The sequence below is a fragment of the Xenorhabdus ishibashii genome (genome assembly GCF_002632755.1).
Classification (GTDB): domain Bacteria; phylum Pseudomonadota; class Gammaproteobacteria; order Enterobacterales; family Enterobacteriaceae; genus Xenorhabdus; species Xenorhabdus ishibashii.
Map to the genome: position 1 here is coordinate 1877532 of NZ_NJAK01000001.1, position 14763 is coordinate 1892294.

At 47.1% G+C, this 14763-nt stretch carries 11 protein-coding genes and 1 tRNA gene; 10 read left to right on the forward strand and 2 right to left on the reverse strand.

The genetic code is table 11. The features are described from left to right. Positions 1–5 precede the first annotated feature (5 nt). From glyS to Xish_RS08980, 10 genes are all read left to right on the forward strand, one after another. On the forward strand, positions 6–2075 hold the full coding sequence (gene glyS, locus Xish_RS08930) for a glycine--tRNA ligase subunit beta (protein ID WP_099117569.1): 2070 nt from the start codon (positions 6–8) through the stop codon (positions 2073–2075). 185 nt (positions 2076–2260) lie between these two features. Next, positions 2261–2337 (forward strand) — tRNA-Pro (locus tag Xish_RS08935). Between the two features lie 582 nt (positions 2338–2919). Further along, a complete protein-coding gene (gene dppA, locus Xish_RS08945; protein WP_099117570.1) occupies positions 2920–4530 on the forward strand; it encodes a dipeptide ABC transporter periplasmic-binding protein DppA in 1611 nt (536 codons plus the stop codon). A 96-nt stretch (positions 4531–4626) separates the two neighbouring features. Beyond that, complete coding sequence (dppB, locus tag Xish_RS08950; protein ID WP_099117571.1) at positions 4627–5646, forward strand: dipeptide ABC transporter permease DppB; 1020 nt, start codon at positions 4627–4629, stop codon at positions 5644–5646. Between the two features lie 9 nt (positions 5647–5655). Beyond that, positions 5656–6570 (forward strand): dipeptide ABC transporter permease DppC, encoded by a 915-nt coding sequence (dppC, locus tag Xish_RS08955; RefSeq protein ID WP_099117572.1) that lies wholly within the window; start codon positions 5656–5658, stop codon positions 6568–6570. A 13-nt stretch (positions 6571–6583) separates the two neighbouring features. Further along, on the forward strand, positions 6584–7564 hold the full coding sequence (gene dppD, locus Xish_RS08960) for a dipeptide ABC transporter ATP-binding protein (protein WP_099117573.1): 981 nt from the start codon (positions 6584–6586) through the stop codon (positions 7562–7564). After that, positions 7561–8577 (forward strand): dipeptide ABC transporter ATP-binding subunit DppF, encoded by a 1017-nt coding sequence (gene dppF, locus Xish_RS08965; protein ID WP_099117574.1) that lies wholly within the window; start codon positions 7561–7563, stop codon positions 8575–8577. Before dppD ends, dppF begins: the two co-directional genes overlap by 4 nt. 273 nt (positions 8578–8850) lie before the next feature. Further along, a complete protein-coding gene (locus Xish_RS08970) occupies positions 8851–9576 on the forward strand; it encodes a HAMP domain-containing protein (protein ID WP_099117575.1) in 726 nt (241 codons plus the stop codon). An 87-nt stretch (positions 9577–9663) separates the two neighbouring features. Continuing rightward, entirely contained in the window at positions 9664–11130 is a 1467-nt protein-coding gene (locus Xish_RS08975) for an insulinase family protein (RefSeq protein WP_099117576.1), read from the forward strand. 84 nt (positions 11131–11214) lie between these two features. Further along, positions 11215–13359: a phosphocholine-specific phospholipase C gene (locus Xish_RS08980; RefSeq protein ID WP_099117577.1), complete on the forward strand. Its 2145-nt coding sequence runs from the start codon at positions 11215–11217 to the stop codon at positions 13357–13359. Positions 13360–13469: 110 nt separating this feature from the next. Here the strand turns inward: Xish_RS08980 and Xish_RS08985 are convergent, their stop codons facing one another. After that, the gene (locus tag Xish_RS08985) at positions 13470–13676 is read right to left on the reverse strand and encodes a 2-hydroxymuconate tautomerase family protein (RefSeq protein ID WP_099117578.1); all 207 of its coding nucleotides are present in this window, start codon (positions 13674–13676) and stop codon (positions 13470–13472) included. A gap of 75 nt (positions 13677–13751) precedes the next feature. Beyond that, entirely contained in the window at positions 13752–14729 is a 978-nt protein-coding gene (gene yhjD, locus Xish_RS08990) for an inner membrane protein YhjD (RefSeq protein WP_099117579.1), read from the reverse strand. Positions 14730–14763 lie beyond the last annotated feature (34 nt).

Sequence of the window (14763 nt, forward strand, 5' to 3'; positions counted from 1 at the left end):
CCATCATGATTCAACAGACTTTCCTTGTGGAAATCGGCACAGAAGAGCTACCGCCAAAGGCGTTGCGTTCATTGGCTGAATCCTTTGCGGCCAATTTTGAGGCCGAACTGAATAACGCCAATCTGGGTCATGGTGAAGTTAGTTGGTTTGCGGCTCCTCGCCGTTTGGCACTGAAAGTAGCAAATTTGGCGGCAGCACAGGCTGATCGTGAAGTTGAAAAGCGTGGCCCTGCGATTGCTCAGGCGTTTGATGCAGAAGGTAAACCAACCAAAGCCGCAGAAGGTTGGGCGCGTGGTTGCGGTATCACCGTTGATCAGGCTGAACGCATGGTAACGGACAAAGGGGAATGGTTGCTCTATCGTGCCCAGGTCAAAGGCCGCGAAGCAAAAGAGCTGCTGGCGGATATGGTGAGCAGTTCTCTGAGTAAGTTACCGATCCCTAAGTTGATGCGTTGGGGCGATAAACAGACCCAGTTTGTTCGTCCGGTACATACGGTCACTATGCTGCTGGGCAGCGAAGTGGTTGAAGGCGAAATTCTGGGGATTCAATCGGATCGCATTATTCGTGGTCACCGCTTTATGGGTGAGGCGGAATTTACTATTGAGAATGCGCAGCAGTATCCCGCTATTTTGCAGGAGCGTGGTCGGGTTATCGCAGATTACGAAGCTCGTAAGGCGATAATCAAGCGTGATGCAGAGCAGGCGGCAATGCAGCTTGGCGGGGTTGCGGATCTGAGCGACAGTTTGTTGGAAGAAGTGACTTCTCTGGTGGAATGGCCAGTTGTACTAACGGCGAAATTCGAAGAAAAATTCCTGCAAGTTCCTGCTGAAGCGCTGGTTTATACCATGAAAGGTGACCAGAAATATTTTCCGGTTTACGATAAGGCCGGCAAATTGATGGCGAACTTTATCTTTGTCACCAATATTGAATCTTCTGATCCTCAGCAAATTATTTCAGGTAACGAAAAAGTTGTTCGTCCACGTCTGGCGGATGCAGAATTCTTCTTCAAGACTGACCGTAAACAACGTTTGGAAGACAACCTGCCTCGTTTAGAGAGCGTTTTGTTCCAGAAACAACTGGGAACACTGCGTGACAAAACTGATCGAATTCAGGCTCTGGCTGGCTGGATTGCGGAAAAAATCGGTGCAGATGTCAATCATGCGACTCGTGCAGGTCTATTGTCCAAATGTGACCTGATGACCAATATGGTGTTTGAATTCACCGATACGCAAGGCGTAATGGGAATGCATTATGCGCGTCATGATGGGGAAGCCGAAGATGTGGCACTGGCACTGAATGAACAGTATCAGCCACGTTTCTCTGGTGATGCATTGCCATCAACAGGGGTTTCCTGTGCCGTTGCCATTGCCGATAAAATGGATACTTTGGCGGGGATCTTCGGGATTGGTCAGCATCCGAAAGGGGATAAAGACCCGTTTGCTCTGCGCCGTGCGGCATTGGGTGTTCTGCGCATTATCGTTGAGAAAAAATTGCCTCTTGACCTCCAGACGTTGGCAGAAGAAGCGGTACGTCTGTATGGTGACAAGCTGACCAACGAAAAAGCGGTGGATGATGTGGTTGAGTTTATGCTCGGCCGTTTCCGCGCCTGGTATCAAGAACTGGGTTATAGCGTTGATACTATTCAGGCGGTACTGGCACGTCGTCCGACTCAACCGGCAGACTTTGATGCCCGTATGAAAGCGGTTACGCATTTCCGCACCCTGGATGCAGCCGTTTCTTTGGCAGCGGCCAATAAACGCGTTTCCAACATTCTGGCGAAATCAGAAGAACAGTTGAATGACACTGTTCTTGCTTCCGTATTGAAAGCAGCAGAAGAGATCCAACTGGCGACACACCTTGTGGTGTTGAAAGAGAAACTGGCGCCTTTGTTTGCCGAAGGTAACTATCAGGATGCGTTGGTTGAATTGGCTTCCCTGCGTGAAGTGGTGGATGCGTTCTTCGACAATGTGATGGTTATGGATGAAGACAGTCAAGTCAGGGTCAATCGTCTGACGCTGTTAAGTGAATTGCGTGACCTGTTCTTGCGTGTCGCCGATATTTCACTGCTCCAGTAATTTCTGATTGATTGGGGTAGTGTCAATCAGTTTAATCGAACAGCCTTACCTTTTAGGGTAAGGCTTTTTTTTGTCTGTAATATCGCCTATAACGGCCGCTTTGGATGGTTTGTCGCCAATTGATTGCTTATCCTTAAAAAGGTATTGACGGTTTGTAGCTCTGGCAGTAAGATGCGCTTCGTTTTCGGCGAGTAGCGCAGCTTGGTAGCGCAACTGGTTTGGGACCAGTGGGTCGGAGGTTCGAATCCTCTCTCGCCGACCAGCATTCAGAAACCCCGCTCTTATGAGCGGGGTTTTTCTATATCAAACAACCCAATAAACGCCTTTTCATAAAGATCCTGTAAACATTTTCTGTATATTCTGGTCAGCTTCGAAAATTTTTCATCTATGCTGACATCATCGTCTACTCCTCCTGATATTCTTTCTCATTGCTGAACTCCGTCAACAGTTTTATCTGTCAGTTGGCTTAAATGTGTTTTCGTCTCGTGCATATTTGCTTGAATAGCCATGATATTATGCTCCAATAAGTTAAATATTCTCATCTTATATATTCCCACCTTCTTCATAAGCCATGATGCTCATTGTTTAAGCATGTGGTCACAAATTCAAAATTATCATCACCAGAGATAAATTCTTTCTGCTTGCTTAATATTTAGTTGATTTGTCTATTCTGTGTGCTTTATGTCATGTTTTTTAACCATTGTTGTTAATAATTCTTTTCTTTTGTGTTTTTCTTATGTTTCTGGTGTTGTGTGTGATGATGTTGACGTCAGGCATAACAATTGATTAATTGATAAGCGAAAAATAATAAAACAAGCTAAACATCACAAACGGGGTTTAAGTAATGACAATTTCCAAGAAAAAACAGTCTGGTTTGTTAAAACTGGGTGTCGGTCTCGTTGCTCTGGCTGTCACAGCCAGTATTCAGGCTAAAACGTTGGTCTATTGCTCTGAAGGGTCTCCTGAAGGCTTTAACCCACAGTTATTCACTTCTGGTACAACTTATGATGCTAGTTCAGTTCCAATCTATAATCGTTTAGTGGATTTTAAGCTGGGCACCACAGAGATTATTCCTAGCCTTGCTGAACGATGGGATGTGAGTGAGGATGGTAAAGTTTATACCTTCCATTTACGCGAAGGTGTGAAGTGGCATAGCAATAAGGAGTTCAAACCTACCCGTGATTTTAATGCTGATGATGTGATTTTTACTTTTATGCGCCAGAAAGATAAAAATCATCCGTACCATCAGGTTTCGGGTGGCAGCTACGAATATTTTATTGGTATGGATATGGGGAATATCATCAGCAAAATAGAAAAAGTCGATGATTATACCGTCCGCTTTGTCCTGTCACGCTCTGAAGCACCTTTTATGGCCAATCTAGCGATGGATTTTGCGTCGCTCATGTCCAAGGAATATGCTGATGTGATGATGAAAGCAGGAACTCCCGAGAAAGTTGACCTGAATCCCATTGGTACAGGTCCATTCCAGCTAGTGCAATACCAAAAAGACTCTCGAATTCTCTATAAGGCCTTTAAGGATTATTGGGAAGGGCCAGCTAAAATTGATCGCTTAGTCTTCTCCATTACGCCTGATGCTTCTGTGCGTTATGCAAAATTGCAGAAAAATGAATGTCAGGTTATGCCGTATCCAAACCCTGCGGATATCTCCCGCATGAAGCAGGATAAAAACATTGTCTTGCTGGAACAGGCTGGCTTGAACGTGGGTTACCTCTCTTTCAATGTCACCAAGCAGCCATTGGATAGCGTGAAAGTGCGTCAGGCACTGGCTATGGCGGTGAACAAAGACGCCATTATTGAGGCTGTATATCAGGGCGCAGGGCAGAAAGCGAAAAATCTGATCCCTCCTACAATGTGGAGCTATGACAATGACATTAAAGACTACTCTTATGATCCCGCCAAAGCGAAGGAATTGCTAAAAGAGGCCGGTTTCCCGAGTGGTTTTGAAACTGATTTGTGGGCGATGCCAGTACAGCGTCCGTATAACCCGAATGCCCGTCGCATGGCGGAAATGATTCAGGCCGATTGGGCGAAAATTGGTGTTAAGGCCAAGATTGTCAGCTATGAATGGGGTGAATACCTGAAACGCGCCAAAGATGGTGAACCGCAAACTGTTTTGTTTGGATGGACAGGAGATAATGGCGATCCTGATAACTTCTTTGGCACTTTATTTAGCTGCGCTGCCAAAGAAAGGGGTTCCAACTATTCCAAATGGTGTTACAAGTCATTTGAAGACATTATCCAGCCAGCACGTGAAACCGCTGATACCAACAAGCGTACAGAGCTTTATAAACAGGCGCAGGTTGTCATGCACGAGCAAGTTCCTGCAATAATCATTGCCCATTCCACGGTTTATGAACCTATCCGTAAAGAAGTGAAAGGTTATGTAATTGATCCTTTTGGTAAACATCATTTTTACAACGTTGATCTCAAATAATTCTTACTGTTGAGCTGTTGTGATTAACCATCCTCCCAGATTTTTCTGTGGGGATGGTTTCGCTTCTCTGAGGTATTTAAAAAGGGAACTCAGGATATGCTGCAATTTATCCTCCGACGTCTAGGGTTAGTGATCCCGACGTTTATTGGTATTACGCTGCTGACTTTCGCGTTTGTGCACATGATACCTGGTGATCCCGTGCTGATTATGGCGGGAGAACGTGGTATTTCTGCTGAACGTCATGCCCAATTATTGGCTGAAATGGGGTTGGATAAGCCTCTCTGGGAGCAATATTTTCATTACATCAATGGCGTATTGCATGGTGATTTGGGGATCTCGTTGAAAAGTCGCATTCCTGTGTGGGATGAGTTTGTTCCGCGTTTTAAAGCGACTTTCGAACTGGGCATCTGTGCCATGTTATTTGCCATCGCTGTCGGTATTCCAGTCGGGGTATTGGCGGCAGTCAAACGGGGTTCTGTCTTTGATCACACCGCAATTGGTTTGTCATTGACCGGCTATTCCATGCCAATTTTCTGGTGGGGGATCATGCTGATCATGCTGGTCTCAGTCCACTGGAATTTGACCCCTGTTTCTGGCCGAATCGGTGATAGTGTGTTTATTGATGACAGCAATCCCCTGACAGGATTTATGCTGATTGATACGCTGATTTGGGGTGAGGAGGGCGATTTCACTGATGCTGTTATGCACATAATCCTGCCTGCCATTGTGCTGGGAACGATCCCGTTAGCCGTCATCGTGCGCATGACACGCTCTTCTATGCTAGAAGTGCTGGGAGAAGATTATATCCGTACTGCCCGGGCAAAAGGGTTGAGCCGCATTCGTGTCATTATTGTTCATGCGTTGCGTAATGCTTTGTTACCCGTGGTCACAGTGATTGGTCTGCAAGTGGGTATCATGTTGGCCGGTGCCATTCTGACAGAAACGATTTTCTCATGGCCAGGATTAGGGCGTTGGCTGATTGATGCCCTGCAACGTCGTGACTATCCGGTAGTACAGGGTGGGGTATTGTTGGTAGCGACCATGATAATTCTGGTCAATCTGGTGGTTGATTTGTTGTACGGCATTGTCAATCCGCGCATTCGTCATAAAAAATAGGAGCACATGATGACTCAAGCAACTGAGCCTGTCGTATCGGGTGTAGTATCGGGTGCACCGAAATTAATGACGCCTCTACAGGAATTTTGGCACTACTTTAAGCGTAACAAAGGCGCAGTGATTGGCCTTGTCTATATTGTCCTGATGCTGCTGGTTGCATTATTGGCGGGGATATTAGCGCCGCATGGTCCGGCAGAACAGTTCCGTGATTCCTTACTGACGCCTCCGGTATGGCAGGAAGGTGGAAGCTGGCAATTTATTCTCGGCACCGATGATGTTGGGCGCGATATTCTGTCTCGCCTGATGTATGGGGCACGCCTTTCATTATTGGTTGGCTGCCTGGTCGTGGTGATGTCACTTATCATGGGGATTATTCTGGGGGTATTGGCGGGATATTTCGGCGGTATGGTAGATACTATTATCATGCGTATCGTCGATATTATGTTGGCCTTGCCAAGCCTGCTACTGGCATTGGTGCTGGTGGCGATCTTTGGCCCATCAATTGTCAATGCGTCATTGGCACTGACTTTTGTCGCCTTGCCCCACTATATCCGTCTGACAAGAGCGGCGGTATTGGTGGAAGTTAACCGCGATTATGTGACTGCTTCCCAGGTAGCCGGTGCGGGAGCCGTACGTCAGATGTTTATCAATATCCTGCCAAACTGCCTTGCGCCGTTAATTGTGCAAGCGTCATTAGGGTTTTCAAACGCTATTCTTGATATGGCGGCCTTAGGGTTTCTGGGAATGGGGGCACAGCCACCGACTCCGGAATGGGGAACCATGCTGGCCGATGTTTTGCAATTTACCCAGAGTGCGTGGTGGGTTGTGACCTTTCCGGGGCTGGCTATCCTGTTGACGGTACTGGCATTTAACCTGATGGGGGACGGGTTGCGTGATGCACTTGATCCCAAGCTCAAGCAGTAGGGGGGATTGAGAAATGGCATTATTGAATGTAGACCAATTGTCGGTGCATTTCGGGGATGAAGATATCCCATTTCGCGCCGTTGACCGTATTAGCTACTGTGTTGAGCAGGGAGAGGTTGTCGGCATCGTTGGAGAATCCGGCTCAGGTAAATCAGTCAGTTCATTGGCGATTATGGGGCTGATTGATTATCCGGGCAGAGTTATGGCAGAAAAACTGGAATTCGGTGGCCGTGACCTGACCAAAATTTCAGAAAAAGAACGTCGGCAGTTGGTGGGAGCAGAAGTCGCGATGATTTTCCAAGATCCTATGACTAGTTTGAATCCGTGCTACACCGTCGGTTATCAGATTATGGAGGCCTTGAAAGTCCATCAGGGTGGCAACCGGAAAACGCGACATCAGCGGGCAATCGACTTATTGACCTTGGTAGGTATTCCCGATCCGGTCTCTCGTCTGGATGTTTATCCACATCAATTATCGGGAGGGATGAGCCAGCGTGTGATGATCGCGATGGCTATCGCATGTCGTCCAAAGCTCCTGATTGCCGATGAACCGACAACAGCTCTGGATGTCACCATTCAGGCGCAAATCATCGAATTGTTGCTGGAATTACAGCAGCAGGAAAACATGGCATTACTCTTGATCACCCACGATTTGGCACTGGTGGCAGAAGCCGCCCATCATATTATTGTGATGTATGCCGGACAGGTGGTGGAAATTGGCAAGGCAACGGAAATCTTCCGCGCACCTCGCCATCCTTATACGCAGGCATTATTGCGGGCATTGCCGGAATTTGCGGTGGATAAATCCCGTTTGGCATCGTTGTCTGGCGTTGTTCCCGGAAAATATGATCGCCCGATGGGGTGCCTGCTCAATCCCCGTTGCCCCTATGCCAATGAGTATTGTCGTCAGGAGGAGCCGCCATTGAAATCAATGAGAGGGCGTCAGGTTAAATGTCACACGCCACTGGATGATCAGGGGAGGCCAACAGTATGAACATTCCACAAAGCAGAGAGCAGGAGAAGGCCGAAGCACCTTTACTGAAAGCCACTGCATTGAAGAAATATTATCCAGTGAAAACAGGCTTATTCTCGCCTGAGCGTATGGTTAAAGCGTTGGATGGTGTCTCATTTGAACTGGAAAAAGGTAAAACGCTGGCGGTTGTTGGTGAATCGGGCTGTGGAAAATCCACATTGGGTCGCCTGCTGACCATGATTGAAAAACCGACTGATGGGGAGCTTTATTATCTGGGGCAAGACCTGTTGGTGCCAAATAAAGAAGCAGAAAAGCTTCGTCGCCAGAAAATCCAGATTGTATTTCAAAATCCTTATGCTTCCTTAAATCCCCGGAAAAAAGTGGGACAAATTTTGGAAGAACCATTGCTGATTAATACTTCACTTACTGCGAGCAAACGTAAGGAAAAAGTCTTACAGATGATGGCGAAAGTAGGACTAAAACCGGAACATTATGCGCGTTATCCACACATGTTTTCTGGTGGTCAGCGTCAGCGTATCGCCATTGCCCGCGGATTAATGTTAAACCCAGACGTGGTGATTGCAGATGAACCCGTTTCAGCGTTGGATGTTTCCGTGCGAGCGCAGGTTCTGAATTTAATGATGGATTTGCAGCAGGAGCTGGGATTGTCTTACGTCTTTATATCCCATGATCTCTCAGTCGTCGAACATATTGCTGATGAAGTAATAGTAATGTATTTGGGACGCTGTGTTGAAAAAGGCAGTAAAGAAATGATTTTCAACAATCCGCGCCATCCTTACACACAGGCATTATTGTCGGCGACGCCTCGCCTTAATCCTGAACTGCGCCGTGAACGTATTAAGCTGACGGGAGAGCTGCCAAGCCCGATGAACCCGCCTTCGGGATGTGCTTTTGCTGCTCGTTGTCGTCGCGCATTTAGCCAATGTACCCAATTCCAGCCTAAGTTAAAGCAATATGGCGGACAACTGATCGCATGTTTTGCGGTCGAACAGGATGAAAACCCATCCATCTAATCGTACCTGACCGCGGTATAACGTTTGACACCCTTTGAACGCTGAGCCTAAGGTGTTTTTGGGAAGTTGTTGTAGAGTCGATTATAGTCGATTTTAGTATGAACGTTATACAATCGCTTATCGAGTGATGCCGTTATATCCCGGTCATTTTCTTTCTTGCATCGCTATTCATCAAAATAAGACGACCGCAAGTAAAATCAAGTATACTCACCCCCATTGTTAAGATGTATTGGTCAATGTTTTCACTATTAGTTTGGTATTGGTTTGGATAAGATGAAATTGCGTGTCAAACGTTCGTTAACCATTAAACAGATGGCCGCAGTGACCGGAGTCACTTTGGTTACCATTGCTATTTTCATCACCATCCAGTTATCTCATTTATTACAACAACGGAAAGATGACTATATCAGCCAGCTTAATAATGCGGCTGTACAAATCCAGACACCTTTAGCAGAAGCATTGTTAAGTTCAGATCTCAATAAAGCGAAAACACTATTGATTGGTTTGAAGACCTCGGGCATTCTGGGGCGAGCCGATGTGCTATTACCTGATAATATTCGGGTGATGAGCCTGGATTTTGCAACTCATCGCCCTATACCTGAACTGGCAAAGAAGGTTTTTGGTATTCCTGTTGAGGTCAATATTCCTCTCTATGTTTATGGTGTTTCGCCAAAAACAGCGGAATCACAGGGGCACCTTATTTTGCAGGTTGATTCCAATCGAGTGTATCGTTTTGCTTTGAATACACTGGCATTAATGTTGACCACTTATTTATTACTCGCACTGATTCTTACGGTGTCGATAAGCTGGTGCGTAAATCGCATTATCGTCCATCCATTGCGCGATGTTGCGCGAGAACTGAATGAAGAACAGCCGCCAAGGCCTATGTCTTGCCCTAAAAGCCATCAGGATGATGAGCTGGGAATGCTGGTAAAAGGCTATAATCGTCAGGTTAATAGCAGAAAACGCCATCAAAATGAAACCTTACAAGATGAATAATGGTCTAATCCTTGATGATAATATTTAGGGATGGCTGATTGTCTTAGGTTTTGCAGGATAAAATTCAACAGGTAGGGGTAAGTGAACATGCTGGGCAACAAAATCGGGTATTTTATTGGTGGTGTGATCCTGGCTACAACTTATTTGGTACATGCTGAGACCTTGCAACCTGATCCGGCCTGGCAACAAGGCAAACTTGAAAATGGATTCAGTTGGCAAATCCTGCAAACACCACAGCGGCCTAACGACAAAATACAGTTGCGGTTATTGGTAAAGACAGGTTCATTGTCTGAGAAAAACCAGCAACGGGGCTATACCTACCTGATTCCCAAAATCGTCTTATCCAGCAGTAAAGATTTATCATCGCAGAAGCTGGAAAATTTATGGCACAATGCGATGGATACTAAAAATCTCTTTCCACCTGCCATTGTTTCCTATGATTTCACCCTTTATAGCCTGAGCCTGCCAAATAATCGCCCCGAACTATTGCAAGATGCATTGATATGGTTATCCGACATTGCTGGTGGTGCGGTATTTACACCAGAAACATTGGCACAAGCGATGAAAGGGGATGCGCATCTTGTAACGACTTTTCCATCTGATATCCAAGATCCAGTATGGCGTATGCGTTTGCAAGGTTCGACGCTTATCGACCATGATCCGGGGATGTCCGTATCAGTGCCTGTAGATGTAAAAAAAGTCGAGAATTTCTATCATCAATGGTACACGCCGGACGCGATGACGCTGTATATCGCAGGGAATGTTGACAACAGATTACTGTCAGAGCGGATTAATCAGGCATTTGCGTCATTGGGGGGAAAACGGCAGACACCAGTGCCCGTTCCTACGTTACTGCCACTGAAAGCAGCAACGATTGGTGTAGTGAGTGATAAGGCCACACAGGATCGCTTGTCTTTGACCTGGAATCTGAACTGGTTGCCGATTAACGATTCTCAAACCTTGATTCAATACTGGTTAAATGACCTGACGCGTGAAGCGCTTTACCGTTATCTGCAATTAGGGCTAAAGAACAAGGATGAGATGCAGTTAGGTTTGGATTGCCGGGTGCTATATCAGAGAGCGAACTGCTCATTAAATTTGGATTCCCCTACGGATAAGCTGATGGGTTCCACACTTTATCTGGCTTCCCAACTGTCATCATTGCGGGAAAATGGATTACCACAGGAACAATTTGATGAACTCCATGCTCAGAAGCGGAGCCAGCTCCAGCAGCTATTTGCTATGTATGCCCGCATCGATACCGATGTTCTGATTAACCAACGTCTGTTGTCACAGCAAAATAATGTGATAGATATTGCCCCTGAACAATTCCAACGGTTAAGACAGGCATTTTTATCCTCCCTGACACCACAACTTTTGAATAAAAAACTGCAAGAGATGTTGTCGCAAGAAATCTCTTTTATTCTGGTGCAACCAAAAGGTGAAACCCCAGTTGATGTGAGTGAAATTAAAAATAGCTTTAATCAGATTATGAGACCGGGACCACTGCCGGAAAAACTGAAAGAGCCTAAAACAGTGAGCGATAGGGAATAAGAAGGTAAACGGGGTTCATTCCTCCATTCATATTGGTGCATTTGCCTTGAGGCTCTTTTCAAGACACGTCTCAGGAGATAACTTATGCCTAACTTTTCACACAGAAAAATATTACGGGCTGCGGCTATCGGGGCAGACAATCCATCACTACCCGCCTCGATTCACAAAGCGCTAGCCATCCCCGCCAACAACCGAACCGGTACTATTAATGATGTGGAGCATGTGGTGATCCTGATGCAGGAAAACCGCTCCTTCGACCATTATTTCGGCACCTTGCCTGGCGTTCGTGGTTTTAGCGACCGTATCACCATTCCACTTCCCGATGGGCGCAACATCTGGCAGCAACAGGGAGATGGACGGTTGGTCTTGCCTTATTATCTGGACAGCCGATGCGGTAATGCACAGCGGGCTGGTGGTACGCCTCATTCCTGGGGGGATGAACACTCCGCTTGGGACAATGGCCGTATGAATGCCTGGCCAACCTATAAAACAACAATCTCAATGGGCTATTACTGCCAGAGCGAGCTGCCGTACCAGTTTGCTTTAGCCAACGCCTTTACCTTGTGTGACGCATATCATTGTTCGATCCATGCAGGAACCAATCCCAACCGTCTTTTCCTCTGGAGCGGCACCAACGGCCCCAGTGCCGCTAACGTTGCCGCAGTGATCAATGAATGGGACACTCCTGGTCCTCCAGAGGAAGGATATACATGGAAAACCTACCCAGAGCGACTGGAGGAGAACGGTATTAGCTGGAAAGTTTATCAATACCTGCCGGACAACTTCGGTGATAACCCGCTGGCTGGTTTCCGCCAGTACCGTGCTGCCAGCGTCGAGGCCGGTAATCCGGCACAGCCGCCGCAGGATTTCAACGATTTTGTCCCCTACAGTGATGAACTGAACGATAAGATCCCGCTGTATAAGGGCAACGGCAATACTCTGCCGGCTGCCAGCGGTGACGATTTTGAAACGATACTGGCCGGATTCCGTGCCGAGGTGAAGAAGGGCAAACTGCCACAGGTAAGCTGGATAGTTGCACCGGAGGCCTATTGTGAACATCCAGTACCTTCCTGTCCTGTACAGGGTGGCTGGTTCATTCAGGAGATCCTCAATGCGCTGACAGAAGACCCGCAGGTGTGGAGCAAAACGGTACTGCTGGTGAATTTCGATGAGAATGATGGTTTCTTTGACCACATACCTTCGCCCTCTGCACCGTCGCAACGGAAAGACTGTAGTTTCGCCGGCAAATCCACAGTACCATTTGACACCGAAATCTTCCAACACCCAGCCCCAGATGGCTCGCAGGGGCAGCCGTCACCAGATGGGCTTATTTATGGCCCTGGGCCGCGGGTGCCTATGTTGATACTGTCACCCTGGAGTCGTGGAGGTTGGGTTAACTCACAGGTATTCGATCACACCTCAGTCCTACAGTTTTTGGAAAAGCGTTTCCGTGTACGCGAGCCGAATATCAGCGATTGGCGGCGTGCAGTGTGCGGTGATCTCACTTCAGCGTTCAACTTTGTCAATCCCAACAATGAAGTGCCTCGTTTGCCGGCCATCACGCGACAGGCAGCAGACAGCCTGCGCCGGTGCCAAGAGGAGTTACCACGGGTGCCGTTACCGGAGGTTGGAAAGCAACAATTGCCGTATCAATGGCGACAGATTCGCCCATCCCGCGCGTTGCCTTACCGACTTAATGTTGAAGCCTCGGCTTATCCCGATAAAGGTTTGCTGACACTGAGCTTTCACAACACAGGCGAACAGGGTGTGGTATTTCATGTTTACGACAGACTGCATCTGGATGATATCCCGCGGCGTTATACTGTTGAAGCAGGTAAGTCGCTTAGTGATGACTGGCAGACGGCAGATAACTATGATCTCTGGTTGCTAGGACCCAACGGCTTTCACCGTGCGTTGAGCGGCTCACTGACACAGCGACAGCCAGAAGTGAGCCAAATCGAGAATAATACCTGCCTGCAACTAGAACTGAACAATCCGAGTGACACAACGGTGGAGATCACGATAAGACGCTGCCCTTATACATTGCAGGGACCATGGCACATTGAAATGCCCGCGGGAAGCTGTCACAGCCAGACTTTTGACATCCGCATCAGTGGTGGCTGGTACGATATTTCACTGGTGGGGCCAAAAGGGTGGTACCGCCGCTTGGCGGGTAGACTGGAAAACGGTGAGCACAGCATCAGCGATCCATTGATGGGAGAGGAATAAGATAGTCGTGCCTGATATGCAAAAAACGGAAAATGGATTCTATCTATCGTCCTAAGGGGCGGTTTAACCCGCCCCGATTTAAATAGTTAATGCTTTCTGAAACTCTTAACTCACTTCTTCGCGGCAACCCGTAACTCAGTCACGTTTTTACCCCCAATACCCCAATTATCCGTTTCTACTTCATCAATAATCACAAAAGTCGTTGCCGGATTTTTCCCAAGTACATCTACCAGCAATTGGGTTGCACCTTCAATGAGTTGTTTTTTCTGCTCAGCGGTTGCGCCTTCACGGGTAATTCTGATGTTCACAAATGGCATAAAAATGACTCCTTTTTGGGTTTGTTATATACAAGTAGGTACAGCAAAAACACTCTTACTTATTGATATATATGTTTATTTGGCTTTCTTCTCTTCCGCGGTGGCGATCCACGCGGCGCAAAACAGAGTCAGGCGGGCAAAGAAGTAGAAAAATGCCATTAAGCCAATCACCGAACCAAAAGCAGCACCAGAAGGAGAGCTGGCAAGGCGTGGCAGCATCATGGTCATAATAGATTTGATGACTTCAAATCCAATGGCTGCCATTAAGGTGCCTTTGAACAGGGCTGTTCTTTCAGGGCGATGACGTGGCAAGATCCACAATATCCAAAGGAATAACAAATAATTGGCTGAAATAGAAATAGTCATGCCAATTGATGTCCATGCAGGCCGGAGCCATTCGATACCCTCCAGTCCCAGAGCGTGGACGATAGTGGCTTGGGCAGAGCCTGCTATGGAAGTCAGAGAAAGAGTGATGACCAACGCAAATAGCAGGCCGAATAAGGAGAAAAAGTCGCGAATATACTGGAAGTAAATTTTCTCCTTATCTTCATGATTGCGTTCCCAAACATCTCTGGATTGGGCGAGTATTGCCTCGCGTAAATTTCCGACCCAGTTCATACCTGAATAAAGAGCGATCGCCAACCCCGTCAATCCTACAGTCGTTCTTTGGTTGATTGCCGTGTCTACGCTGTTTTTCAGCGTGTTGGCGAGAGTGGGATCGCTGATACTATTGGCGATACCATTGATCAAACGTGCCAGTAAGTCAGGATTGGAGGCCAGCACAAAACCTGCGACGGCAAAAGAGAGCATCAGAATTGGGATTAAGGATAGAAACGAAAAATAGGTGATGGCAGCACCAAATTGGCTACCCATTCGGTCATTGAAACGTTGCGCCGCCCGAATAAAGTGGGCGATAAAAGGAATTCGTCGGATGGCATTGCCAATACGGATGGTTACGGAAAGCGCTTTTTTACTGCCATATAGCCCTTTCTCTAATGGTGTAAGATCCTTCCCTGTATTGAGTTGTTCCCTTTTTGCATGGTTACCTGGCATTACATCCCCTGGTGAAAAAACATGTATGCGGAAA

What these genes read in the sequence shown, in the direction of transcription:
- glyS (WP_099117569.1), top strand. Translation starts at nt 6, where the DNA reads ATGATTCAACAGACTTTCCTTGTGGAAATCGGCACAGAAGAGCTACCG.
- dppA (WP_099117570.1), top strand. Translation starts at nt 2,920, where the DNA reads ATGACAATTTCCAAGAAAAAACAGTCTGGTTTGTTAAAACTGGGTGTC.
- dppB (WP_099117571.1), top strand. Translation starts at nt 4,627, where the DNA reads ATGCTGCAATTTATCCTCCGACGTCTAGGGTTAGTGATCCCGACGTTT.
- dppC (WP_099117572.1), top strand. Translation starts at nt 5,656, where the DNA reads ATGACTCAAGCAACTGAGCCTGTCGTATCGGGTGTAGTATCGGGTGCA.
- dppD (WP_099117573.1), top strand. Translation starts at nt 6,584, where the DNA reads ATGGCATTATTGAATGTAGACCAATTGTCGGTGCATTTCGGGGATGAA.
- dppF (WP_099117574.1), top strand. Translation starts at nt 7,561, where the DNA reads ATGAACATTCCACAAAGCAGAGAGCAGGAGAAGGCCGAAGCACCTTTA.
- Xish_RS08970 (WP_099117575.1), top strand. Translation starts at nt 8,851, where the DNA reads ATGAAATTGCGTGTCAAACGTTCGTTAACCATTAAACAGATGGCCGCA.
- Xish_RS08975 (WP_099117576.1), top strand. Translation starts at nt 9,664, where the DNA reads ATGCTGGGCAACAAAATCGGGTATTTTATTGGTGGTGTGATCCTGGCT.
- Xish_RS08980 (WP_099117577.1), top strand. Translation starts at nt 11,215, where the DNA reads ATGCCTAACTTTTCACACAGAAAAATATTACGGGCTGCGGCTATCGGG.
- Xish_RS08985 (WP_099117578.1), bottom strand. Translation starts at nt 13,676, where the DNA reads ATGCCATTTGTGAACATCAGAATTACCCGTGAAGGCGCAACCGCTGAG.
- yhjD (WP_099117579.1), bottom strand. Translation starts at nt 14,729, where the DNA reads ATGCCAGGTAACCATGCAAAAAGGGAACAACTCAATACAGGGAAGGAT.